This is a genomic window from Bradyrhizobium sp. CCBAU 51627, assembly GCF_028128765.1.
In the GTDB taxonomy this organism is placed as follows: domain Bacteria; phylum Pseudomonadota; class Alphaproteobacteria; order Rhizobiales; family Xanthobacteraceae; genus Bradyrhizobium.
Genome location: NZ_LBJG01000089.1, coordinates 57,897 through 82,313 on the forward strand (window position 1 = coordinate 57,897; position 24,417 = coordinate 82,313).

Consider the following 24,417-nt stretch of genomic DNA (forward strand, 5'->3'; position numbering starts at 1 on the left):
GTCGATAGCGGAGACAGCGCATGGCCTATCTCGAGCTCGATCGGGTCGCCAAACAGTTCGGCGCGCAGACCGTGGTCGACGACTTCAGCCTGTCGGTGGGGAAGGGAGAGTTCATCTCTTTCCTCGGCCCTTCCGGCTGCGGCAAGACCACGACGCTGCAGATGATCGCGGGCTTCCTCGATCCCACGCGCGGCGCGATCCGCCTGGAGGGCAAGGACCTGACCGCGATCCATCCGGCCAAGCGCGGGCTCGGCATCGTGTTCCAGAGCTACGCGCTGTTTCCGCACATGAGCGCGGCGGAGAACGTCGCCTTCGGCCTGGAGATGCGTGGCGTGCCGCGCGCTGATAGGGCCGAGCGCGTTCGCGCTGCGCTCGCGATGGTGGGCCTTGCCGGCTACGAGGACCGCCATCCGCGCCGGATGTCCGGCGGCCAGCAGCAGCGCGTCGCGCTGGCGCGCGCACTGGTGATCAAGCCGAGTGTGCTCCTGCTCGACGAGCCCTTGTCGAATCTCGACGCCAAGCTGCGCGAGGAGATGCAGATCGAGCTCCGCCAGATTCAGCGCACCATCGGCACCACCACGATCCTCGTCACCCATGACCAGAACGAGGCGATGTCGCTGTCGGACCGCATCGTCGTGATGAGCCAGGGCAGGATCGAACAGATCGGCACGCCGCAGGAGACCTATGAGAAGCCGGCTTCGGCTTTCGTTTCGCAATTCCTCGGCAAGACCAATGATTTCGCCGGATCGATCGACCGCACTGCGACGCCTCCGCGGCTGGTGGCGGGCTCGTGGAGCGCTCCAGCGCCCGCCGGCCTCAACGGTGCAATCACCGTCAGCATTCGTCCTGAACGAATCGGGTTCGGCGAGGCCGGCCTCAGTGCGAAGATCGTCACGCGCATCTTCCAGGGCAATCATTGGCTGTTCCAGTGCGAGAGCGAATGCGGCCCGGCGATCGTGATCCGGCAGAATGACGGCACAGCGCAGCCGGCCGAAGGCGAAGCGGTTCGCCTCGCTTGGCGGCCCGAGGACATGAGCGTACGCGCGAGGGCCAGCGCATGAGCGCGGTCGCCGAGGAGCGCAACGCGCGTGCGCCATGGGCGCTAACGGCACCTGCTTTGATGCTGTTCATCGGCGTGCTGCTGATCCCGCTGGCAATGACGGTGATGCTGTCGTTCCACGATTGGGGCCAGTACAAGGGCATCGAGCCGGTCTTCATCCTCAAGAACTGGCGCGAGATCGCGACCGATCCCTATTACGCCGAGATGTTCTGGCGGACGTTTCGCATCGCCATCCTGACGACGCTCCTCACTGCTCTGCTCGGGGCACCCGAAGCCTACATCCTCAATCGCATGAGCGGCCGCTGGAAGAGCTTTTTCCTGCTGGTCATTCTCGGGCCGCTCTTGATCTCCGTGGTAGCGCGCACGCTCGGCTGGGCGCTGCTGTTCGGCGGCAATAACGGCCTCGTCAACAAGCTCCTGATGTCGCTCGGTGTGATCCACTCGCCTATTCCCTTCATGTTCACCGAAACCGGCATGGTGGTCGCACTCGCGCATGTGATGATGCCGTTCATGGTGCTGTCGGTGTGGGCGGCGCTGCAGCGCCTCGATCCGCAGATCGAGAATGCCGCGATGTCGCTCGGCGCCGGCCCCATCACGATCATCCGCCGCATCATCATGCCGCAGATCATGCCGGGCGTGCTGTCGGGCGCGATCATCGTGTTCTCGCTCTCGGCGAGCGCCTTCGCCACGCCCGCGATCATCGGCGGCCGCCGCCTCAAGGTCGCCGCGACACTCGCCTATGACGAATTTCTCAACACGCTGAACTGGCCGCTCGGTGCGGCCGTCGCCACGCTGCTGCTGATCGCGCTGGTGCTGATCGTCATCGGCAGCAACGCGCTGATCGAGCGCCGCTATGCGGAGGTGTTCCGATGAGACGGAACGGCCCGCTCGCGCTGATCTTCCACACCATCTTCGTCATCGTCATGGTGGCCCCGATCCTCGTCGTATGCCTCGTCGCCTTCACACCTGACGGTTTTCTCTCGCTGCCGACCAACGGTTTTTCGCTGCGCTGGTTCAGGGCAATCGGAAACTATCCCGAGTTCATCCAGGCCTTCTGGGTCAGCCTCGGGCTCGGTGCGCTGTCTTCCTTGGTGGCTCTGCTGTTCGCGGTGCCTGCGGCGCTGGCGATCGCGCGCTACCGCTTCCGCGGCCGCGATGCGCTGGCAGCACTATTCCTGTCGCCTCTGATGATCCCGCATGTCGTGCTCGGCATCGCCTTCCTGCGCTTTTTCACCTCGACCGGGCTCGGCGGCAGTTTTGCCGCGCTGATCATCGCGCATGTCATCATCGTGTTTCCGTTCGCGCTGCGGCTGACGCTGGCGGCCGCGACCGGCATGGATCGCACGGTCGAGATGGCCGCGGTCTCGCTCGGAGCTAACGGCTGGACGCTGTTCCGCCGCGTGACCTTGCCGCTGATCCTGCCCGGCGTTATCAGCGGCTGGGCGCTCGCCTTCATCCAGTCCTTCGACGATCTCACCATGACCGTGTTTCTTGCGGCACCGGGCACCGAGACATTGCCGGTGCGCATGTTCCTTTATATCCAGGACAACATCGATCCGCTGGTGACGTCGGTCTCGGCCTGCGTGATCGCTGTGACCCTGACCGCCCTCATTCTGCTCGACCGCTTCTACGGGCTCGACCGCGTGCTTGCCGGCAAGGGCGATCCGGGACGATAGGAGAACATATGCGAACTGAATACGACGTCGCCGTCGTCGGCGGCGGATTGCTCGGCTCCGCCATTGCCTGGGGCCTCGGCCGGCTTGGCAAGCGCGTCGCCGTGCTCGACGAAGGCGACATCACCAAGCGAGCCTCGCGCGCGAATTTTGCGCTGGTGTGGGTGCAGAGCAAGGGACTCGGCATGCCTGCCTACACGATCTGGACCGTGCAGGCCTCGCAGGCGTGGCGGCGGCTTGCCTCCGAGCTGAAGCAGCAGACCGGACTTGATGTCGCGCTCCAGCAGAATGGCGGCTTCCATCTCACCCTCGGCGAAGAGGAATTCGGCCAGCGTACCGAACTGGTCAGGCGCATGCACAATCAGGTCGGCGCCGCCGACTACAAGATGGAGATGCTGCGTCCCTCCGAGATCAAGAAGGCGCTGCCGCTGATCGGCCCCGAGGTCTCCGGTGGCAGCTATTGTCCGCTCGACGGCCATGTCAATTCGCTGCGCACGTTCCGCGCCTTCCACACCGGTTTCAAGGTGTTCGGCATCGACTATTTTCCGGAGCGTCCGGTCTCGGCGATGAGCAAGAGCGGCGGCGAATTCCGCCTGACCACGCCGAAGGGCGAGCTGCGTGCCGCCAAGATCGTGCTTGCCGCCGGCAATGCCAACCAGACGCTGGCGCCGATGGTCGGACTCTATGCTCCGATGGGCCCGACCCGCGGCCAGGTCGTCGTGACCGAGCGCACCATGCCGTTCCTGCCGCATCCCCTGACCACGATCCGCCAGACCGACGAGGGCACGGTGATGATCGGCGACAGCAAGGAAGACGAGCTCGACGATCGCACGCTGAAGCCTTCGATCAGCGGCGTGATGGCCGACCGCGCGCAACGCATGTTCCCGCATCTGTCGCGGCTCAACGTCGTCAGGAGCTGGTCCGGCATCCGCGTCATGCCGCAGGACGGCTTTCCGATTTACGACCAATCGGAGACCCATCCCGGTGCTTTCGTCGCCTGCTGCCATTCCGGCGTGACGCTCGCCTCCAACCACGCCTTCGAGGTCGCGCGCATGGTCGCGCAAGGCGCGCTAGAGCCTGAGCTGGTTGGCGCGTTCTCGGCCAGCCGTTTTGGCGGCGCGGGTGCGGCGAACACCAGCGGCTATTGAAGATTCAGAAGGAGCCAAGAGGCATCCCCATGTTTAAACGATCCGAACAGGACAAGCGGCCGCAGGTCCAGATCTTCGTCGACGGCGTCGCCGTCGCGGCGCGCCAGGGCGACACTGTCTCCGCCGCACTGCTGGCGTCCGGCCGCGATGCACGGCGATCCACTGCAGTCAGCGGTGCGCCGCGTCTGCCCTATTGCATGATGGGCGTGTGCTTCGACTGCCTCGTCACCATCGACGGCGTCGGCAATCGGCAGGGCTGCCTTGTGCCCGTCGCCGAGGGCATGCAGATCGAGATCCAGAAGGGCAAGCGGGAGATCGGACGATGAGTGTGGCTCCCAAGCGCGAAGATTACGACGTCGTGGTGATCGGCGCCGGGCCGGCCGGTCTTGCCGCCGCCGCGACCTCCGCCGAAGCCGGCCTCTCGACGCTGCTGCTCGATGAGAATATCGGTCCCGGCGGCCAGGTGTTCCGTGCCATCTCCTCGACGCCGGTGACAAATCGTAATCAGCTCGGCGCCGATTATTGGATCGGTGCCGATCTCGTCCAGTCGCTCCGCGCGAGCAGTGCCGAGGTGATCCATCGTGCGACGGTCTGGAGCCTCGACCGCAATCTCGACATCGCCGTCTCGATCTGTGGCGCCTCGGCCTTCGTCAGGGCCAAGCGCGTGATCCTGGCGACCGGCGCGCTGGAGCGGCCGTTTCCGATTCCCGGCTGGACGCTGCCGGGCGTGATGACCGCGGGCGCGGCGCAGACCATGCTGAAGTCGTCGGCGCTGGTGCCCGATGGCCGCACCGTGATCGCGGGACAGGGGCCGCTGCTCTGGCTGCTCGCCGCGCAGATTTTGCGCCTCGGCGGCCGCATCGATCGCATTCTCGACACCACCACACGCGGCAACTACTTCGCGGCGCTCCCGCATGCCTTCGCGTTCCTGAGCTCGCCCTATTTTGCCAAGGGGCTGTCGATGATGCGCGAGGTGAAGGCGAAGGTGCAGGTGGTCTCCGGCGTTACCGAGCTTGCGGCGTTCGGCGACGGTCAGCTTGCGAACGTCAGCTATGTGGCCGGCGGCAAACGCGAGACCATTCCCGCAGATCTCCTGCTGTTGCATCAGGGCGTCGTGCCCAACGTCAATCTGGCGATGGCGGCAGGCATCGAGCATCGTTGGGACGATCTGCAATTGTGCTGGTCGCCCGTGCTGGACGGCAGCGGCAATTCGTCGGTCGCGGGTATTGCGATCGCGGGCGACGGCGCCGGCATCGGCGGTGCGAACGCCGCCATAGTCCGTGGCCGCATCGCCGCGCGTGCCGCTGTCGAAGCGCTTGCACCCGCGGCTGCGGCGAAGCTCGCGCCGATGGCAACGCTCCGGGCTGACCTCGCCAAGGCCGAGCGCGGCCGCGTCTTCCTCGACACGCTGTTCCGCCCCGCGCCGCAGTTCCGGATTCCCTCTGGTGACACCGTCGTCTGCCGCTGCGAGGAGGTCACCGCGAAGGACGTTCTCGATTCCGTCGCGATCGGCGCGACCGGGCCGAATCAGCTCAAGGCCTATCGCCGCACCGGCATGGGTCCATGTCAGGGCCGGCTCTGCGGTCTCACCGTCACCGAGCTGATGGCGCAGGCGCGCGGAAAGACGCCGCAAGAGATCGGCTATTATCGGCTGCGCGCGCCGGTGAAGCCGATCACACTCGCCGAGCTCGCCGCCGTTCCGAAGAGCGAAGACGACGTCAAGGCCGTGGTGCGCGGATGACGAAGAATGTGGATGCGATCGTCATTGGCGGCGGCATCCACGGATGCTCGACGACGCTGCATCTATGTCTCGCCGGCGTGAAGCCGGTACTGATCGAGAAGGATTATGCCGGCCGCCACGCCTCCGGCGTCAATGCTGGCGGCGTGCGTCAGCTCGCGCGGCATATTCCCGAAATCCCGCTCTCGATCCGCTCGATGGGGATCTGGGAGAAGATCAACGATCTCCTCGACGACGACTGCAGTTTTGAGAGCCACGGCCAGGTGCTGGTCGCGGAGAATGAGGACGAGCTCGCGGTCTGCCGCGCGCGCGTCGCCGAGCTCAATGGACTCGGCTTTACCCACGAAGAGCTGATCGATGCGGCTGAGCTGCGGCGGCTCGTGCCGGCGGTCGCCGAGACCTGTCCCGGCGGCGTGGTTTCGCGGCGCGACGGCGCGGCCAATCCGGCGCAGACCACCACCGCGTTTCGGCGCAAGGCCCAGCAACTCGGTGCCACCGTGCGCGAAGGCGTGGCCGCCAGCAACATCCGGCACCGTGACGGTCTCTGGCACGTCGAGGCCGGCAGCGAATCCTTTGCCGCTCCAGTGCTGGTCAATGCCGCCGGCGCCTGGGCCGGCAAGATCGCCGCTGATCTCGGCGAGCCCGTGCCGGTCGAGACCGTAGCGCCGATGCTGATGATCACCTCGCGCGTGCCGCACTTCATCGACCCTGTCGTGATCCTGCGCGGGCGAAAATTATCCTTCAAGCAGTTCAAGAACGGCACCGTGCTGATCGGCGGCGGCCATCTGGCGACGCCGTATCAGGATCGCAATGAGACGGTGCTGGACTGGAAGAGTCTTGCGACCAGCGCGCAGACCGTGTTCGAGCTGTTTCCGGTGATGCGCAGTGCAGCCATCGTCCGCGCCTGGGCGGGCATCGAGGCCAAGATGAAGGACGATATTCCCGTGTTCGGCCCGAGCAGCCGTCACAAGGGCCTCTATCACCAGTTCGGCTTCTCGCTGCATGGCTTTCAGCTCGGTCCCGGCGCCGGGGCAGTCATGGCGGAGCTGATCGTCAATGGCGGCACCCAGACCCGTGTCAGCGATCTCGGCATCGACCGCTTTCATCCCTCCAGGCTTTGAGAACAAGAGGATATCATGAGCATCACCCGCAGCATCCGCACGCCCATCATGCACCGCGCCGTCGAAGCGAATGGTTTCGTCTTCCTCGGCGGGACGATCGCCGATGACACCTCGGTCTCGATGGGCGACCAGACCCGCAACATCCTCGGCAAGATCGCCGGCTATCTGGAGGAAGCCGGGACCGACAAGAGCCGTGTCGTCAGCGCCTCGATCTTCGTTACTGACCTCTCCAAGAAGAAGGAGATGGATGCGGCCTGGACCGAGTTTTTCGGCGACCATCTGCCGACACGCGCCACCGTCAGCGTCGCCGATCTCGGCGGCGGTGCGTTGATCGAGGTCGTGGTCACCGCGCTAAAGGGCTGATCCGCTCATTCCGACTTGGCGAACATCCCGACCAGGGTCTCGCGCAGCCAGCGCTGCGCGGGAACGGTGTCGTTGCGCTGATGCCAGAACAGGCTGACGATGCGCGGCGGCGCTTGCAGTGGCAACGGCATCGCATGCAGGAACGGCGCATGGCGCGACTGTGAACGGAGATCGCTCGGCAGCACCGCGATGAGATCGGTCTGGCGCACGATCTCGTAGGCGGCGCTGAAATGATTGACGGTCGCGACCAAATTCCGTGACAGCCCGCGCGAGGCCAGGAAGAGATCGTAGGTCGGCAGGTGCTTCCCCGCCAGGGTCACATCGACATGCCCGGCGTTGAGGAAGGCGCGCGTGCTCAGCCGCTTCTGGGCCGCGAGCGGGTGGCCGCGCCGCATGAAGCAGGCATAATCGACGGTCCAGAGCGAGCGCGAGCGAATCGCCGTCGGTTGCTGCGCTTCGTTGACATAGACGCTCAGCACGCAATCGACCCGGTTGCCCTCGAGTTGATCGGCGATCTCCAGGATGGTGTTGGGTACGGTGTGGACCCGCGTCTTGGGCGCGACCTCGCCGAGATGGTTCAACAAATTCGGCATCACCAGCGACGCGACGTAATCCGACATCGACAGGATGAACTCGGTCTGGGCACGGGTCGGATCGAACACCTGCTCGTCGAGCGCGCTGCGGACGCTTTCCAGCGCCTCACCGATCGGCTCCCAAAGCACGACGGCGCGCTGGGTCGGACGGATGCCGGTGCCGGACCGCACGAACAGGGGATCGCCGAGCGTATCGCGCAGGCGTGCGAGCGCGTTGCTGACGGCGGGCTGGGTCATCGTCAGCGCGTTCGCCGCACGCGTGACGCTGCCCTCGGTCATCAACGCCTCGAAGACTTTCAGCAGGTTGAGGTCGAGGGTGCGGAACGACACGGATATTCACCACAGTGATGTATTAGATCATCATTATAAATTATGACGATAACGTCATTCTGTCTATGATTTCCTCCGAACGACAAGCGGGTGCCGGCTCGCGCGGATCGAGGGGGACTTCCATGTCAATGATATCGGCGCGCATCGAGCGCCTTCCGTTCGCACGCTTCCATACGCATCTCCTGTTCATGGGCGGGCTCGGCTACATGTTCGACGCGATGGATGCGGCGGTGCTGGCCTTCATCCTGCCGGTGCTGCGCACGGCGTGGAATCTGTCGAGCGTCCAGATCGGCGTGCTCGGCAGCAGCACCTATATCGGCTTCCTGTTCGGCGCCCTGCTTGCCGGCACGCTCGGTGACCTCATTGGCCGCCGCGCGGTGATGATGTCGGCCCTGGCGCTTTACTGCGCGGCGTCGATCGCCAGTGCGCTGGTGGACACTTGGCCCGCCTTCTTCATCGCCCGCATCGTGGCCGGCATGGGCACCGGCGCGGAGAGTGCGATCATCGCGCCCTATCTCGCCGAGTTCGTGGCGCGGCGTTACCGCGGCAGTTTCACCGGCGCGCTGGCCGGCTTCTTCTCCTTCGGCTTCGTTGCGGCGGCCTTGCTCGGCTACTTCATCGTGCCCTCATACGACAATGGCTGGCGCATTGTGCTGGTCATCACGGCCGTGCCGGTCGTGATGCTGCTGTGGTGGCGGCGGGCCCTGCCGGAATCACCACGCTGGCTGGAAGCCCGCGGGCGGGAGAAGGAAGCCGCAGCAGTGCTTGATAAAATCGAGGCGGGCTTTGCACGCGAGGGCCGGGTCCTGCCGCCGCCGGTGGTCGAAGCAGCAGTGCCCACCGGCATCGCTGGAACACTGCTCGCCAATTTCGCGGCGCTTCTCGCAGCCCGCCAGGCGCGCATCACCATCATGACCTGGATCATGTGGCTTGCGATCACCTTCAGCTATTATTCCTTCTTTGTCTGGATTCCGGGCCTCTTGGTCCAGAACGGCATGAGCATCACCAAGAGCTTCGGCTATTCGATTGCGATCTATTGTGCGCAGATCCCCGGTTATTTCAGCGCGGCCTGGTTCAACGAGCGCATCGGCCGGCAGGCGACGATTGCGACCTACATGGTGCTCGGAGGCGTCAGCGCGCTCGGCCTCGCTTTTGCGCGGACGGATCAGCACATCATCCTGGCCGGCATTCTGCTGTCGCTGTTCATGAACGGCACCTATGCGGGCGTCTATGCCTACACCGCCGAAGTGTTCCCGACCCCGATCAGGACAACGGGCGCGGGGCTTGCCTCTGCCATCGGCCGCATCGGCGCCATCGTCTCGCCGATCCTGGTCGGCTATCTCTATCCCAATTTCGGCTTCGCCGGCGTGTTTGGCGTCACCACCACCGTGCTGCTGTTGGGGGCGGTCACCGTCGTGCTGATGGGTGTGCCGACGCGCGGCCGGTCGCTGGAAGAGATCGCGGCGGGCGAGGTCGTATGACCAGAACCAAGGCCAAGGCCGATCCCTGGCTCGGTGCCGTTGCGGCGGCACAGGGCGGGGAAGATCAGCCGGATGCGCTGTTCGCCGCGCTCGATCACGCCCTCAAGTCGGCAATCGGGCACAAGCTGTTCACGATCCTGACTTACGATGGCAAGTCCGGTGAAGCCGCGCGGATCTATTCCAACCTTCCCGGTCCCTATCCGACCGGCGGACGCAAGCGCCTGGCGCCGGGGCCGTGGACCGAAGCCGTGCTCGATCGCGGCGAGGCCTATATCGGCCGCACGCAGGATGATCTGCGCATGGTGTTTTCGGATCACGAGCTGATCGCCTCGCTCGGCTGCGCAAGTGTGCTCAACATGCCGGTGCGCTGGCGCGGGCGCACGCTTGGCTCGCTCAACCTGCTGCACGAAGCGCACTGGTACGGTGAAGACGACGCCGCTGCGTGCCTGCCCTTTGCCCAGCTGACATTGCCGGCGCTGCTTGCGCCGGCGTCCTGACAGGAAACCACCATGCCCAGCATCCTTTTCCAGAATGCCGCTCTGCTCGACCCGTTGCAGCCGGAATTGCTGACCGGCCATGACGTGGTGGTCGAGGGCACCATGATCAAGGAGGTCTCCGACCGGCCCATCAAAGTGACTGCGGATCGCACCATCGACCTGAAGGGCAAGACGCTGATGCCCGGCCTGATCGATCTTCACGTGCACACCATCGCGATCGAGCTCAACCTGGCGCAGCAAGTGCACATTCCCAACGTGCTGGTGACGCTGCGCTCGACATTGCTGTTACGGGGCATGCTGCGCCGAGGCTTCACGACTGTTCGCGATGCCGGCGGCGCCGGCCATGCGATGAAGCAGGCGATCGAGGCCGGCCTGACCGACGGTCCGCGGCTGTTCGTGTCCGGCCGTGCCCTCAGCCAGACCGGCGGCCACGGTGACATGCGGGCGCGCTCGGACTACCTCGCCAGCGACACGGTCTGTCCTTGCTGCGTGCGTGTCGGTGCGCTGGCGCGTGTTGCCGACGGTGTCGACGGCGTACGCAAGGCGGTGCGCGAAGAGCTCCAGATGGGCGCCGATCAGATCAAGATCATGGCCTCGGGCGGCGTGGCCTCGCCGACCGATCCGGTCGGCGCCTTCGGCTACTCCGAGGACGAGATCCGCGCCATCGTCGGGGAAGCGAGCGGCCGGCAGACCTATGTGCTCGCTCATGCCTATACCGCTGCGGCGATCGCGCGCGCAGTTCGCTGCGGCGTCCGCACCATCGAGCACGGCAACCTCATCGACGAGCCGACCGCGCGGCTGATGGCGGAGAAGGGCGCCTATGTGGTGCCGACGCTGATCACCTATGAAGCGCTCGCCAACGAAGGGGCGCAGTTCGGCCTGCCGCCGGAGAGCGTCGCCAAGATCGCCGACGTTCGCGATGCCGGCCTGCGATCGCTCGAGATCTATCGCAAGGCCGGGGTGAAGATGGGTTATGGCAGCGACCTGCTTGGGCCATCGCAACGCCTCCAGAGCGACGAATTCCGCATCCGGGCCGAAATTCTGGGCGCCCGCGAAGTCATTGCCAGCGCGACATTGGTCGGGGCCGAGGTGCTCGGCATGGAGGGCAAGCTCGGCCGGATCGTGCCCGACGCTCTTGCGGATCTGCTCGTGGTCGATGGCAACCCGTTGCGCGACGTCACGTGTCTGCTCGGCCAGGGCGAGCATATTCCCCTGGTGATGAAGGCGGGCAAGGTTCAGTTCGACAGGCTGATGGCATAGCGGCCGCCGACGAAGACCGGACGAAGATACAGCCCCGGAAAGCATTCAGAGCCGCGCGTGCAGACGGCTCGACTGATTGTTCGGTCTGATCGAGCAATGATGCCGGGCGTCGGCAGATGATCTCCCGCCGGAAAAGGCGCAAATCCCACCGTGTCAGCCGCGAGCAGCGGCCGGAAATCATGGAGAGGGCAAATGTCCAACGCACCCAAGAAAGTCGCCATCGTCACCGGGGCCTCGCGCGGCATTGGCGCGGCGATCACCGAACGGCTCGCCGGCGACGGCTTTGCCGTCGTCCTCAACTATGCCGGCAGCGCCGCCGAGGCAGAGGCGCTCGCCGGAAAGATCGTGCAGGCCGGTGGCCGGACCATCACGGCGCAGGCCGATGTCAGCGACGCAGCCGCAGTTGCCCGCATATTTGACGCGGCGGAGAGCGCGTTCGGTGGCGTCGACGTGCTTGTCAACAATGCCGGGGTCATGCGGCTCGCCGCGATTGCGGACGCAGACGACGCTGCATTCGACAGCCAGATCGCCGTCAATCTGAAAGGCACCTTCAACACGTTGCGCGAGGCGGCGCGGCGGCTGCGCAACGGTGGTCGCATCGTCAATCTGTCGTCGAGCCAGTCCGGCATCCTGTCTCCGACTTACGGCATCTATGCCGCCACGAAGGCTGCGGTCGAGGCGCTGACGCATGTGCTGGCCAAGGAGCTGCGCGGCCGTAACATCACCGTCAATGCGGTGGCGCCCGGGCCGACGGCAACGAAGCTGTTTCTGGATGGCAAGTCGCGGGAGCTGGTCGATCGGCTCGCCAAGCTCGCGCCGCTCGAACGGCTCGGTCAGCCCGAAGACATCGCCGCCGCAGTTGCGTTCCTTGCAGGTCCCGACGGTCGCTGGATCAACGGACAGGTGCTGCGCGCCAATGGCGGGATCATTTGATCCCGCTCGTCAGACCATGGTGACAATTCTACAAATACCCGACGCTCTGCCCCCAGCGCGTCGGGTGGAATGAATGAGTATCAATCGGTGATCCCAACGCCGTTGTTGTGACGCGTGCCGCACCAATTGACCACTCCGGGAAACTACCGCATCGGAACCGAGCTGCGCCTGTGCACGCTCTGGCTTTAGGCGCTGCCGCCGGGCTCCAGCGCTTCGCCGATCTCCAGCGGATGCGCCATGGTCGCGTGCAGCGCCTCGCGGTCGAGAGTGTCGCGGCCAGCGTGATGAAGCCGGCACCGGTGACGCCCGAGGCGCCCTTCGATGTGATCATGGCGATGCCCAGAATGCCGGGCTCCTGCCAGATGGTGAGATGCGTGTTGGTCGCCTGCGCCAGGAACAGCGTCGCCAGCGTCATGTAGGTGTTGGTGCCGTCTAGGTTGAAGCTGTAGCCGGTCGGCACGACCAGACCGACGACCGCGCGAGGCGCCGAGATGCTTCTTCTTCTGGATCATCTGCGGCAGCACCGTCTCTGACGACGAGGTTCCGAGCACGATCAGGAGCTCGTCCTTGAAATAGGATGAAGCGCGGGATCGAGAAGCCCGCCAGCCGCGCGATCGCCCCAAGCACGATCAGCACGAACAAGATGCTGGTGAGATAGTGTGACATAGGTCGCCACCCTTGCATGTATTCGACATCATGTGATGATCGCCGCATAAGCAACAATCACATTTTGTCTGTTGGCACGAAGATCAATCGCTGCACCGCAATGGGGGGAACATGTCGAACGTAACGGGCGCCGGCGAGCAGGCGCAGAGCTATTTTCCGCGTTGGAAGCTCAAGACCTCAGGCGTGATCATGCCGGAGGAACGGCTGTCATGGGGCCAGACCATCGTCTCCGGTCTCCAGCATTGCGTCGCGATGTCGGGCTCAACGATCATCGCTCCGTTGCTGATGGGGTTCGATCCCAATGTTGCGGTCCTGTTCTCCGGTATCGGCACGCTGATCTTCTTCGCCATCGTCGCGGGGCGCGTGCCGAGCTATCTCGGCTCGAGCTTCGCCTTCATCGCCGTCGTCCTCGCCGCCACCGGCTACGCCGGGCATGGGCCGAACCCGAACATATCAGTTGCGCTCGGCGGCATTGTCGCAGCCGGCGTCCTCTATGGCGTGATCGCGCTGATCGTGATGTGGTCGGGCGTCGGCTGGGTCGAGCGGCTGCTGTCGCCGGCCGTCACCGGCGCTGTGGTCGCCGCGATCGGGCTCAATCTCGCGCCCGTTGCGGTCAAGGCAGTAAGCGCGAACGGATTCGACACCTGGATCGGGCTCGCGACCGTTCTGATCATCGGCGTTGTCGCCGTGGCCGCGCCCGGCCTGTGGCGCCGGCTGCCGATCATTCTCGGGGCGATCGGCGGATATCTCTTGTACCTCCTGTTTGCGAACGGTCTCGGCTTCGGCAAGCCGATCGACTTCGCGCAACTGGCGGCCGCGCCGTGGTTCGGCCTGCCGAACTTCACGACGCCGACCTTTCATGCCGATGCGATTGTCCTGATCGCGCCGGTTGCGGTCATCCTCGTCGCCGAGAATCTCGGTCACATCAAGGCAGTCGGCGCCATGACGGGCCGAAGCCTCGATGCCTATCTCGGCCGCGCCCTGTTCGCCGACAGCCTCGCGACGATCGTGGCCGCCTGCGGCGGCGGCACCGGCGTCACCACCTATGCTGAGAATATCGGCGTCATGGCGGCGACCAAGGTCTACTCCACACTGCTGTTTGCCTTCGCCGCCACGGTGTCGATCCTGCTCGGCTTCTCACCGAAATTCGGCGCGCTGATCCTGTCGATTCCAGGCCCTGTCATCGGCGGGCTCTCGATCGTCCTGTTCGGATTGATCGCGGCGATGGCCGGCCGGATCTGGGTCGAGAACAAGGTTGACTTCGCTGATCCCGCCAACCTGATCACCGTCGCGGTGGCGCTGACCGCGGGCGCGGGCGATCTCACACTCAAATTCGGCGCGTTCACGATCGGCGGGATCGGCACCGCGACCTTCGGCGCGATTATTCTGTATCAGATCCTGACCTCATCGATCGCGCGTCGCGCGATGTGAATCCCAGCGATGCGCCAGAGGGATGGAACAAAACATCGGTTCCATCCATGATGAAGCATCCGGAGAAACCTCATGCCACAGACCGATCTTCCGACCGCCTTTCCATCACGCCTCGTCGGCCGTTATGCGCTGGTGACCGGCGCCTCCCAGGGCATCGGCCGCGCCGTTGCCGTCAGGCTCGCCCAGGAAGGCGCGACCGTCGCCATCAACTACGTCGATCATCCCGGCACGGCGGAGGAGACGCTTGCGCTGGCGAGGACGGGGTCGAGCGATCGCGGCCACGGCAAGCTCGATCATGTCATCGTCAAGGCCGACGTCAGCAACGAGCAGGAGGTCGCCGCCATGTTTGAGACGATCCTGGCGCGCTGGAAGCGCCTCGATTGCCTCGTCAACAATGCCGGTTTCCAGCGGGAATCGCCGAGCGAGGCACTCGACATCGAAACCTATCGCCGCATCATCGACGTCAATCTCAACGGCGCCGTGCTCTGCGCGCAGAAGGCGCTCGCGCATTTCGTCGCGCGCGGCGGGGCCGGCTGCATCATCAACTGCTCCAGCGTCCACCAGATCATTCCGAAGCCAGGCTATCTGGCTTATTCCATCAGCAAGGGCGGCATGGCCAATCTGACCCGCACGCTGGCGCTCGAATTCGCCGGGCGCGGCATTCGCGTCAATGCGGTCGGTCCCGGCGCGATCGACACTCCGATCAACGCGGCGTGGACGGGTGATGCGGACAAGCGCGGAATCGTCACCAGCCACATACCGCTCGGTCGCGTCGGCACACCGGAAGAGATCGCCGCGGTGTTCGCATTTCTTGCTTCCGATGATGCCAGCTACATCACGGGGCAAACCATCTATGCCTGCGGCGGCCTCACGCTGTTTCCGGAGTTTCGCGACAATTGGGCGAGCTGAGCCTCGCCGATTGCGGCAGCGGGGTATCCGGGCGCTCTGGTAAAAGCATGCGGCGCAGACTACATCATGCGCCATGACAGGCTCTCCGCTTCAGGATTTCGTCGGCCGGCACGAAAAACTGTTCGTGCTGACCGGCGCCGGCTGCAGCACCAATTCGGGCATCCCTGATTATCGCGACAGCCAAGGCAACTGGAAGCGGACCCAGCCCGTCGATTTCCAGGCCTTCATGTCGGAAGAGCCTACACGCCAGCGCTACTGGGCGCGCAGCCTGATCGGCTGGCAGCGGTTTGGTCAGGCGAAGCCGAACGATGCGCATCACGCACTCGCCCAGCTCGAGGCCAACGGCCGCTGCGAGATGCTGCTGACGCAGAACGTCGACCGGTTGCATCAATCTGCGGGTCACCGGCGGGTGATCGATCTGCACGGGCGGCTCGACCTGGTGCGCTGCATGGGCTGCGGCGGCAAGACGCCGCGGAGCGAATTCCAGAATGCGCTCGGCCGTGCCAATCCCGAATGGCTGACGCTCGAAGCTGCGGATGCGCCCGATGGCGATGCCGATCTGGAGCACGCCGAGTTCTCCTCGTTCAAGGTGCCTGCCTGCGAAGCCTGCGGCGGCATCCTCAAACCTGACGTTGTGTTTTTCGGCGAGAACGTCCCCCGCAATGTGGTCGCTACGGCGCAAGACCACCTGTCGCGGGCCAGCGCCATGCTGATCGTGGGCTCGTCGCTGATGGTCTACTCCGGCTTCCGCTTTGTGCAGGCCGCGGCGCAGCGCAATATTCCGATCGCCGCGGTCAATCTCGGGCGCACCCGCGCCGATGATCTCCTCACGCTGAAGGTCGAGGCGCGCTGCGAAGCCGCGCTTGCATTCCTGCTCTGATCTCGCTCCAGGCGAACATGTCTTGCCTATTGCATAGGTGCCAAGCAGAATAGCTTGGTACAGCATTGTCAGCATGCTCGATGGCATGGAAATTGCTGCGTTTTCGCTGTGGGACTTGACGATCAGCCGGAGAATTTTGGAATGCTTGAAGGAGCCGAGGTACGGCTTGCCGTCGATATCGGTGGCACATTCACCGACATCGTGCTGGACGTGGGTGCGGTGCGCAAAACCCGCAAGGTGCTGACGACGCCGCAGCGGCCCGAACAGGCGGTGCTTGACGGCATGCGTCTCATTCTCACCGACGCACGCGCGCATATCAGCGACATCGACGTCTTCATTCACGGCACCACGCTCGCGACCAACGCCATCATCGAGCGCCGCGGCGCCAAGACCGCGCTGATCGCGACCGACGGATTTCGCGACGTGCTCGATATCGGCACCGAGAGCCGCTACGACCAGTATGATCTCACGATCGACAAGCCGAAGCCGCTGGCGCCGCGTAGCTTGCGCTTCACCGTGCCCGAGCGCGTCGATGCACATGGCGCCGTCCGCCTCCCGCTCGACGAAGCAGCGGTGCGCGCACTCGCGCCGAAATTGCGCGCGCTGGATGTCGAGAGCGTTGCGATTGCTTTCCTGCACTCCTACGCCAACCCGGAACACGAGCGCCGCGCGGCCGCGATCATCGGCGAGGAAATGCCCGGCGTCTCCGTGACCATGTCGTCAGCCGTGTGCCCGGAGATCCGCGAGTACGAACGCACTTCCACCGCGGTCGCCAACGCCTATGTCCAGCCGCTGATCGACGGCTATCTCGCGCGCATGGCGGATGCCTTGCAGGTCGAGCAGTTCCGCGGTGCCATCTATCTCGTCACATCCGGCGGCGGCGTCACCTCGATCGAGACGGCGCGGCGCTTTCCGGTGCGGCTCGTCGAATCCGGTCCCGCCGGCGGGGCGATCTTCTCGGCACAGATCGCCGCGCGCCTTGGCGAGAGCAAGGTGCTGTCCTTCGACATGGGCGGCACCACAGCAAAGATCTGCCTGATCGAGGAATACCAGCCCGAGACCTCGCGCGTGTTCGAGGTCGATCGCGCCGCGCGCTTCCTCAAAGGTTCGGGCCTGCCGGTACGCATCCCCGTCATCGAGATGGTCGAGATTGGCGCCGGTGGCGGTTCGATCGCGCATGTTGACGCGATGAAGCGGGTCACTGTCGGCCCCGAGAGCGCCTCCTCTGAGCCGGGGCCTGCCTGTTACGGCCGCGGCGGCCAGCGTCCAGCAGTGACGGATGCGGATGTCGCGCTTGGCATGATCGATCCCGGCGCGTTTGCGGGTGGCACGATCAAGCTCGATCCAGAGCTCTCGAAACAGGCGCTGCTTCGGAACGTCGGCGAGCCCTTGGGCCTGTCGGCCGAGACCGCGGCTTACGCGGTGCACGAGGTCGTCTGCGAGAACATGGCGAGCGCGGCACGCGTGCATGCGGTCGAGCGCGGCGAGATCGTCGGCCAGCACACGCTGATTGCCTTCGGTGGCGCGGCGCCGCTGCACGCGGCGCGCGTTGCCGAGAAGATCGGCGTCTCCCGCGTCATCGTGCCGTCGAATGCCGGCGTCGGCTCGGCGGTCGGATTCCTGGCAGCGCCCATCGCCTATGAGCTGGTGCGCAGCCGTCACGTCCGGCTCGACGATTTCGACACCGAAGCGGTCTCGGGCCTCTTGCAGGACATGGTGACCGAGGCCCGTGCGCTGGTCGAGCCGGGCGCTGCCGGCGCGCCGGTGAGCGAGCGGCGCGCCGCCTTCATGCGCTATGTCGGCCAGGGTCATGAGATCTCGGTCGAGCTGCCGAACCGCCCGCTGACCTTGTCCGATCTCGCAGGCCTTCGCCACAAGTTCGAGGCTGATTACTCCGCGATGTTCGAACGTCCGATCCCAGGCGCGGCGATCGAGGTGCTGAGCTGGTCGGTGCTCGCAACCACCGAGGCCCGCAATCCGCCCGCGGTGACGGCCGTCGCGCGCAAGCCGGCGGCCCAGGCCTCCGGCAGCCGAAAGTTCTTCGACGGCCGGGCGGGCAAGGTCATCGAGATCCCGCTCTATCGCCGCGAGGACATGGCGCCAGGCGCGACCATTGCCGGTCCCGCCGTGATCGCGGAGGATGAGACTTCGACCTTCGTCTCCACCAGTTTTGACGCCCATATCGACGGTGCCGGCAGCATCGTCATGGAACGGAAGGCGGCCTGATCATGAGCAAGGCAAGCGGCGCGAGCCTGATCGATCTTCAGATCATGTGGCACCGGTTGATCGCGGTGGTCGAGGAGCAGGCGCAGGTGCTGCTCCGCACCGCCTTCAGTCCGATCGTGCGCGAATGCGGCGACCTCTCGGCCGGCGTGTTCGACCTGAAGGGACGTATGCTGGCGCAGGCGGTGACCGGCACGCCCGGTCACGTCAACTCGATGGCGGAATCGGTCAAGCATTTCATCAACCATTTCCCGTTGGAGACGATGAAGGAAGGCGATGCCTTCATCACCAACGATCCCTGGATGGGCACCGGCCATCTCAACGACTTCGTCGTCACCACGCCCTGCTTCAAGGACGGCAAGATCGTCGCGCTATTCTCCTGCACCAGCCATCTCATGGATATCGGCGGCATCGGCTTCGGGCCTGACGCCACCGACGTGTTCATGGAGGGCCTCTACATCCCCATGCTGAAGCTGATCGACCAGGGCGTCGTCAACGAGACGCTGATGGCGATGATCCGCACCAACACGCGGCTGCCTATCGACACCGAGGGCGACACCTATTCGCTCGCCGGCTGCAACGACGTCGGCTGCGAGCGCCTGGTCGAGATGATGACCGAGTTCGGCATCGATACGCTCGACGAACTCGGCGACTATATCTGCGACCGTTCGCGCGAGGCCGTGCTGGCCGAGATCGCCAAACTGCCGAAGGGGAGCTGGCATAACACAATGGTGGTCGACGGCTATGACACGCCGGTGACGCTGGCCGCGACGCTGACGATCTCGGATCAAGGTATCCATGTCGATTTCGACGGCACCTCCGCCGCTTCGAAATTCGGCATCAACGTGCCCTTGTCCTACACCACGGCCTATACGGTGTTCGGTCTCGGCTGCGTCGTCGCCTCGCAGATCCCGAACAATGCCGGCTCGCTGTCGCCGCTGACGGTGTCGGCGCCCTCAGGCGCGATCTTGAATGCGCCCAAGCCTGCGCCGGTGGCCTCGCGCCACATCATCGGCCAGATGCTGCCCGACGTCGTGTTCGGTTGTCTGCGCCAGATCATTCCCGAGCGCGTGCCCGCGGAAGGCACCTCTTGCTTGTGGAATCTCAACGTCCGTGGCCAGACGCGCAGCGGCGTCGGTGGCAATTACGGGTTCTCGATGGCGGTCACAAGCAATGGTGGCACCGGCGCGCGCTTTGCGAAGGACGGGCTGTCGGCCACTGCCTATCCCAGCGGGGTCCGCGGCACGCCGGTCGAGATCGCGGAAACGCAGACGCCGCTGATCTTCTGGCGCAAGGAGCTGCGCCCCGATTCCGGCGGCGCGGGACGCACCCGCGGCGGCCTCGGCCAGATCATCGAGGTCGGCAGCGGCGTCGATGCGCCGTTCGACATTCTCGCCGCGTTCGACCGCATCGATCATCCGCCCCGCGGCCGCAATGGCGGCAAGGACGGCGCGGCCGGCTATGTCGGCCTGAAATCCGGCAAGAAACTGCGTGGCAAAGGCTTTCAACAAGTGCCGCCCGACGACCGTCTGGTGGTGATGACACCGGGCGGCGCCGGCATCGGTGCTCCCACGGAACGCGGTCGCGCCGCGGTCGAGGACGATATCGAAAGCGGGCTCGTGTCCGCCGACAAGGCAGTTGCAGTTTATGGGTACGCGCGCTGACCCTTCAGTGCGCCTGGCAAACGGAGGGGCTCGATGATCTCGCGACGTAACTTCACTGTCGGCGCAGCGACGCTGTTCGCCGCCGGCCACATCTCGACCCGCGCGCGGGCCTCGACCGTAAGCTGGGACATGTCGACCGTGTGGCCCGACGGCAATTTTCACACCCAGAACGCGATGGCGTTCGCGGACGAGGTGAAGAAGCAGACCGGCGGCGCGGTCGCCATCACCGTGAAGGCCGGCGGCCAGCTCGGCTTCAAGGGACCCGAGCATCTCCGCGCGGTGCGTGACGGCCTCGTGCCGCTCGCCGACGTGCTCAACATCCAGCAGGTCGGCGACGAGCCTTTCATGGGCGTCGAGAGCATTCCCTTCCTCTGCGGCTCGATGGACGAATTGAAGGTGCTGCACAAATATGTGCGGCCGGAATACGAGAAGGTTGCCGCGCGCAATAACCAGAAGATCCTCTACATCGTACCGTGGCCGACGCAGTATCTGCATCTCAAGGTCAAGGTCGCCGACGTCGACGGATTGAAGAACATCAAGATCCGCGTGCCTGACAAGAATGCCGTCGACATGCTGAACGCGATCGGCATGGCGGCCGTGATGATTCCCTGGGGCGAGACGATCCCCGCGCTGGCGTCCGGCGCTGTCGCCGGCGTCTCCACGTCGGCGGTGTCAGGCGTCGACGGAAAATTCTGGGAATTCCTTAAATACATCTATCCGACCAATCACGTCTGGTCGTCGCAGATGCTCACGGTCAACCTCGATTCCTGGAAGTCTTTGAGCAGCGATCAGCAGAAATTGATCGAGGGTATCGCAGCCAGGATGGAGCCGGGCTTCTGGGCCAACTCGCTCAAGGCCGACGTCGACAGCCTCAACCGCCTCAAGGAGGGCGGCATGGAGGTGGTGCCGGTCTCGGACGCGATGATGGCGGACATTCGAGCCAAGACCGCGCCGCAGCTCGACGCGTTCCTCAAGCGCGTGCCGGCCGCCGACAAGCCGGTGCGGGCCTATCTCGCCGAAATGAAGCGCGGCTGAGGGTGAAGCCGTGGTGAGCGTCTCGCCCGAAGCTCCGCAGAGCCTCAACGCGGCGGCGCCGGCGCCGCTGCGCATCCTGCTCGATGCGATCGATCGGCTTGGACGCCTCGACGGCTGGATCGGCGGCGGTTGTCTGCTGAGCTTGACGTTGCTGATGCTGTGCGAGGTCGCAACCCGCTTCCTCTCGAATTTCCTGTCGTTCGTCCCGCCGACGATCTCGATCGCCTGGGAATACTCTTCCTATCTGATGGCGGCCTCGTTCACTTTCGGAGCCGCGATGACCTTGCGCGTCGGCGGCCACATCCGGGTCGTGCTGCTGCTGAAGAACGCACCAGTGCCGGTGCAACGCGTGCTGGAAATCCTTTCAGCTGCAGCCGGCTTTGCCTTCATGGCGTTCCTCACCTCGGCGATGGCAAAGTTTGCCTACGGCGCCTATGTGCGCGGCCAGGTCTCGACCTCGAGCGATACGCCGCTGTGGTTTCCGGAAAGCGTCGTCACCTTCGGCATGCTGCTGCTCACGCTGCAGTTCCTGGCACGTGCGATCCAGGCCGTGCTCGGCCTGCCACTGGAGGATCATCGCATGAAGGCCTCCCCCGTCGAATGATCGCGCCAGCGCCAGGATATCGAATTCCATGACCATCGAAGTCGTCGCCCTGTTCGCGATCCTGTTTGCGCTCTTGGCGTGTGGCGTCTGGATCGGTCTGACGCTGGCGCTCACCGCGACGCTGCTGCTCGCGATGTTCCGCTCGATCCCGCTCGACAAGCTGCTGCCGCAATACGCCTGGAATATCCTGACCACGCAGGAGCTGCTGGCGCTGCCGCTGTTCATCCTGATGGGCGAATTGTTGTTTCGCACCCGACTGTCGCGCTCGCTGTTTCAGGGGCTCGCGCCCTGGGCCGGCCTGCTGCCCGGCCGCCTGCTGCATGTGAACGTGGTCGGCTGCACCATCTTCGCGGCGATCTCCGGCTCGTCGGCGGCGACCACGCAAGTGATCGGCCGCATGTCGCTCAATGAGCTCTTGCGCCGCGGCTATTCGCGCGACATCGCGATCGGCTCGCTCGCCGGCGCCGGCACGCTCGGTTTCCTGATTCCCCCGTCCAACATCATGATCATCTACGGCGTGCTGGGCGACGTTTCCATTCTCAAGCTCTTCACGGCGGGTGTGTTGCCTGGTCTGTTGCTGGCTGCGACCTTCATGGGCTGGGTGATGCTGCACACGGCAATCAACGGCAGCATGGTGCCGGAGACTGAGGCCAAGCTCTCGCAAGTGCCGTGGGGTGAACGCTTTGCCGCGCTGAGGGATCTCGCGCCGGCGCTGTTCCTGATCGCCTGCGTGCTCGGCTCGATGTACGGCGGGCTCGCGACGCCGTCGGAGGCCGCCGCCGTCGGCGTGCTCGGCGCCGGGCTGGTCGCCTGGGCACAGGGCTCGATGTCGCAACAGGTGATGCGCGACGTGCTGATCGGCTCGGTCGTGACCTGCTCGATGATCGCGCTCATCGTGCTCGGCGCCTCGATCCTCGGCAATGCGGCAGCTTTCCTCGGCATCCCTCAGGCGGTCGCCGCCTTCGTGAAGGGGCTCGGCCTCTCGCCTTTCATGCTGATCGTCGTGCTGGTCATCTTTTATCTGGTCCTCGGCTGCTTTCTCGACGGCTTCTCGATGATCGTGATGACGCTGCCGATCGTGCTGCCGATCGTGAAGGGGGCCGGCTTCGACGAGATCTGGTTCGGTATCTTCCTTGTGCTCGCCGTCGAGATGGCACAGATCACCCCGCCGGTCGGCTTCAACCTGTTCGTGATTCAGGGCCTGACCGAGGATGGCCTCGGTTATATCGCGCGCGTGACGATGCCCTATCTGATGATCATGGTCGGCTTCGTGCTGTTGCTGACGTTATGGCCGGGGATCGTCACGATCCTGCCGCGGCTGCTATACGGTTAGATGTAGGCCGCCCCGGCCCTGAGACCGGAGCGACGTTCTTGATCCGGTCGTTTACGCCGCCGCCTTCTTGCGCGCCTGCTCGGCCTTGTACAGCTCGAACTCCTCCGCGATCGCCTTCGCGATCGACGGCCGCTGGCGCAGGCGCTCGTAATAGGCCTTCACGTTCGGCCATTTGGCAAGCTCGATCGGAGGCGTCGCCATCGTCCAGTTGATGACCGTGACGAGATAGGCATCGGCGACGCTGAAGTGATCGAGCAGGAACTCGCGTCCCTTCAGGTAATTGTCGAGATAGTCGAGCCTCGACAGGTTCTTCTCCAGCACATAGGCCTTGGCTTCCTGCGGCGCCTTGCGGTCGAGCACAGGGACGAACAGGCCCTTGTGCAGCTCGGTGCCGATGAAGCAGAGCCATTGATGCAGCCGTGTGCGCTCGATGCCCGCCGCGGCGCCGAGGCCGGATTGCGGAAAGCGATCGGCGACATATTGCAGGATCGCGGCGTTCTCGGTCAGCACCACGCCCTCGTCGGTGCGCAGCGTCGGCACCAGGCCGATCGGGTTCACGGTGCGGAAGTCGGAGCCATCGTTGAGCACTTTCTTGGTCGGCGGATCGACTTCGAGATAATTCGCTTCGGCACCGGCTTCATAGAGCGCGACGCGGGTCGCCATGGAGCAGGCGAGCGGCGAGAAATAAAGATCCATCTGTTGCCTCCTGGGCAATGTCTTGGTGTGGCTCGTGGAGTGTCGCTCAACCTGGCCAGATTGATTTTTGTACTGTCTTGCATAATATGGGGCGGGTCAAGGATTAGTTTGCGAAATGGTACAAAAATCGAAGCCGCCAGCTGCTGCCAATGAGCCCGAGCGCCGCAGCGAACCCAAGCGCCGCGGCCGGCCGCGCGGCTATGAGCCTGATGTCGCGCTGGGCAAGGCGCTTGACCTGTTCCGCCGGCAGGGGTTCGCCGCGACCTCGCTTGATGATCTCAGTGAAGCGACCGGCATGAATCGGCCGAGCCTCTACGGCGCCTTCGGCGACAAGCGCGAGCTCTATATCAAGAGTTATGAGCGTTACCGCGAGGATGCGCGGGCTTCGATGACGGCGATCTTCCGCGAGGAGATGCCGCTGCGTCAGCGGCTCGATCGCATTTTCGCCTCGGCTCTCGACATCTATCTCTCCGGCGACACAGGGCCGCGCGGCTGCTTCACGGTGGTGACCGCGGCCTCCGAAGCCGTCGGCGATCCCGAGATCCGCGCCATGGTGCTCGACGGTCTCACCGAACTGGACAAGGCTTTTGCCAATTGCTTCCGCCGCGCCAAGGAGAAGGGCGAATTGCCCGAGAGCGCGGATCCGACCGCGTTGGCGCAGATCGCATCTGCGACGGTGCACACCGTCGCCATCCGCTCCCGCGCCCGCGTGCCGCGCAAGGACCTGGAAGCGATCGTCAAGGGCGCGATCGATGTGATGGTGGGGGCCAAGCCTTAGC

General features: G+C 64.8%; 23 protein-coding genes and 1 pseudogene. 21 read left to right on the forward strand and 3 right to left on the reverse strand.

Translation table 11 applies throughout. The annotated features are described in order from the left end of the window. The first annotated feature begins 20 nt into the window (after window positions 1–20). The 8 genes from XH88_RS33575 to XH88_RS33610 are packed head-to-tail and all read left to right on the forward strand — an operon-like array spanning window position 21 to window position 7,103. A complete protein-coding gene (locus tag XH88_RS33575; protein ID WP_271672486.1) occupies window positions 21–1,061 on the forward strand; it encodes an ABC transporter ATP-binding protein in 1,041 nt (346 codons plus the stop codon). Next, on the forward strand, window positions 1,058–1,933 hold the full coding sequence (locus XH88_RS33580; RefSeq protein WP_271672487.1) for an ABC transporter permease: 876 nt from the start codon (window positions 1,058–1,060) through the stop codon (window positions 1,931–1,933). Before XH88_RS33575 ends, XH88_RS33580 begins: the two co-directional genes overlap by 4 nt. Beyond that, window positions 1,930–2,736: an ABC transporter permease gene (locus tag XH88_RS33585; RefSeq protein WP_271672488.1), complete on the forward strand. Its 807-nt coding sequence runs from the start codon at window positions 1,930–1,932 to the stop codon at window positions 2,734–2,736. The genes XH88_RS33580 and XH88_RS33585 overlap by 4 nt, the downstream gene beginning before the upstream one ends. An 8-nt stretch (window positions 2,737–2,744) precedes the next feature. Further along, the gene (locus tag XH88_RS33590; protein ID WP_271672489.1) at window positions 2,745–3,881 is read left to right on the forward strand and encodes an NAD(P)/FAD-dependent oxidoreductase; all 1,137 of its coding nucleotides are present in this window, start codon (window positions 2,745–2,747) and stop codon (window positions 3,879–3,881) included. Window positions 3,882–3,910: 29 nt separating this feature from the next. Next, window positions 3,911–4,207, forward strand: coding sequence for a (2Fe-2S)-binding protein (locus XH88_RS33595; RefSeq protein ID WP_271672490.1), 297 nt, complete (start codon window positions 3,911–3,913; stop codon window positions 4,205–4,207). Then, window positions 4,204–5,622 carry an FAD/NAD(P)-dependent oxidoreductase gene (locus XH88_RS33600; protein WP_271672491.1) on the forward strand — a complete coding sequence of 473 codons (1,419 nt, stop codon included), beginning with the start codon at window positions 4,204–4,206 and terminating at the stop codon, window positions 5,620–5,622. Before XH88_RS33595 ends, XH88_RS33600 begins: the two co-directional genes overlap by 4 nt. Further along, complete coding sequence (locus XH88_RS33605) at window positions 5,619–6,740, forward strand: NAD(P)/FAD-dependent oxidoreductase (protein WP_271672492.1); 1,122 nt, start codon at window positions 5,619–5,621, stop codon at window positions 6,738–6,740. Before XH88_RS33600 ends, XH88_RS33605 begins: the two co-directional genes overlap by 4 nt. A gap of 15 nt (window positions 6,741–6,755) precedes the next feature. After that, complete coding sequence (locus tag XH88_RS33610; protein WP_271672493.1) at window positions 6,756–7,103, forward strand: RidA family protein; 348 nt, start codon at window positions 6,756–6,758, stop codon at window positions 7,101–7,103. A 5-nt stretch (window positions 7,104–7,108) separates the two neighbouring features. Here the strand turns inward: XH88_RS33610 and XH88_RS33615 are convergent, their stop codons facing one another. Beyond that, entirely contained in the window at window positions 7,109–8,032 is a 924-nt protein-coding gene (locus tag XH88_RS33615; RefSeq protein ID WP_333909280.1) for a LysR family transcriptional regulator, read from the reverse strand. A 116-nt stretch (window positions 8,033–8,148) separates the two neighbouring features. Here XH88_RS33615 and XH88_RS33620 point away from each other — a divergent pair, with 116 nt between their 5' ends. The 4 genes from XH88_RS33620 to XH88_RS33635 all read left to right on the forward strand — a co-directional run bounded on the left by XH88_RS33620 (window position 8,149) and on the right by XH88_RS33635 (window position 12,197). Continuing rightward, window positions 8,149–9,507 (forward strand): MFS transporter, encoded by a 1,359-nt coding sequence (locus XH88_RS33620; RefSeq protein WP_271672495.1) that lies wholly within the window; start codon window positions 8,149–8,151, stop codon window positions 9,505–9,507. Next, window positions 9,504–10,004 (forward strand): GAF domain-containing protein, encoded by a 501-nt coding sequence (locus XH88_RS33625; protein WP_271672496.1) that lies wholly within the window; start codon window positions 9,504–9,506, stop codon window positions 10,002–10,004. The genes XH88_RS33620 and XH88_RS33625 overlap by 4 nt, the downstream gene beginning before the upstream one ends. A 12-nt stretch (window positions 10,005–10,016) precedes the next feature. Continuing rightward, window positions 10,017–11,264 carry a metal-dependent hydrolase family protein gene (locus tag XH88_RS33630; protein WP_271672497.1) on the forward strand — a complete coding sequence of 416 codons (1,248 nt, stop codon included), beginning with the start codon at window positions 10,017–10,019 and terminating at the stop codon, window positions 11,262–11,264. 192 nt (window positions 11,265–11,456) lie between these two features. Then, complete coding sequence (locus XH88_RS33635; protein ID WP_271672498.1) at window positions 11,457–12,197, forward strand: SDR family oxidoreductase; 741 nt, start codon at window positions 11,457–11,459, stop codon at window positions 12,195–12,197. A 262-nt stretch (window positions 12,198–12,459) separates the two neighbouring features. Here the strand turns inward: XH88_RS33635 and XH88_RS33640 are convergent. Beyond that, a pseudogene (locus tag XH88_RS33640) lies at window positions 12,460–12,854 on the reverse strand (cation:dicarboxylate symporter family transporter); the annotation flags it as partial. Between the two features lie 120 nt (window positions 12,855–12,974). Between XH88_RS33640 and XH88_RS33645 the strand changes: the two are divergent. The 8 genes from XH88_RS33645 to XH88_RS33680 all read left to right on the forward strand — a co-directional run bounded on the left by XH88_RS33645 (window position 12,975) and on the right by XH88_RS33680 (window position 22,942). Continuing rightward, a complete protein-coding gene (locus XH88_RS33645; RefSeq protein ID WP_271672499.1) occupies window positions 12,975–14,294 on the forward strand; it encodes a solute carrier family 23 protein in 1,320 nt (439 codons plus the stop codon). Window positions 14,295–14,366: 72 nt separating this feature from the next. After that, window positions 14,367–15,203: an SDR family oxidoreductase gene (locus tag XH88_RS33650; RefSeq protein ID WP_271672500.1), complete on the forward strand. Its 837-nt coding sequence runs from the start codon at window positions 14,367–14,369 to the stop codon at window positions 15,201–15,203. 73 nt (window positions 15,204–15,276) lie between these two features. Beyond that, window positions 15,277–16,083, forward strand: a complete 807-nt coding sequence (locus XH88_RS33655; RefSeq protein ID WP_271672501.1) for an NAD-dependent protein deacetylase — start codon at window positions 15,277–15,279, stop codon at window positions 16,081–16,083. Between the two features lie 141 nt (window positions 16,084–16,224). Further along, window positions 16,225–18,309: a hydantoinase/oxoprolinase family protein gene (locus XH88_RS33660; RefSeq protein WP_271672502.1), complete on the forward strand. Its 2,085-nt coding sequence runs from the start codon at window positions 16,225–16,227 to the stop codon at window positions 18,307–18,309. Window positions 18,310–18,311: 2 nt separating this feature from the next. Next, complete coding sequence (locus XH88_RS33665) at window positions 18,312–19,970, forward strand: hydantoinase B/oxoprolinase family protein (protein WP_271672503.1); 1,659 nt, start codon at window positions 18,312–18,314, stop codon at window positions 19,968–19,970. Between the two features lie 33 nt (window positions 19,971–20,003). Continuing rightward, window positions 20,004–21,005 carry a TRAP transporter substrate-binding protein gene (locus XH88_RS33670; protein ID WP_271672504.1) on the forward strand — a complete coding sequence of 334 codons (1,002 nt, stop codon included), beginning with the start codon at window positions 20,004–20,006 and terminating at the stop codon, window positions 21,003–21,005. 10 nt (window positions 21,006–21,015) lie between these two features. Then, window positions 21,016–21,609 (forward strand): TRAP transporter small permease subunit, encoded by a 594-nt coding sequence (locus tag XH88_RS33675; protein WP_271672505.1) that lies wholly within the window; start codon window positions 21,016–21,018, stop codon window positions 21,607–21,609. A gap of 28 nt (window positions 21,610–21,637) precedes the next feature. Further along, window positions 21,638–22,942: a TRAP transporter large permease gene (locus tag XH88_RS33680; protein ID WP_271672506.1), complete on the forward strand. Its 1,305-nt coding sequence runs from the start codon at window positions 21,638–21,640 to the stop codon at window positions 22,940–22,942. 51 nt (window positions 22,943–22,993) lie between these two features. Here the strand turns inward: XH88_RS33680 and XH88_RS33685 are convergent, their stop codons facing one another. Further along, window positions 22,994–23,638 (reverse strand): glutathione binding-like protein, encoded by a 645-nt coding sequence (locus tag XH88_RS33685; RefSeq protein ID WP_271672507.1) that lies wholly within the window; start codon window positions 23,636–23,638, stop codon window positions 22,994–22,996. A gap of 115 nt (window positions 23,639–23,753) precedes the next feature. Here XH88_RS33685 and XH88_RS33690 point away from each other — a divergent pair, with 115 nt between their 5' ends. Next, the gene (locus XH88_RS33690) at window positions 23,754–24,416 is read left to right on the forward strand and encodes a TetR/AcrR family transcriptional regulator (RefSeq protein ID WP_271672508.1); all 663 of its coding nucleotides are present in this window, start codon (window positions 23,754–23,756) and stop codon (window positions 24,414–24,416) included. Window position 24,417 lies beyond the last annotated feature (1 nt).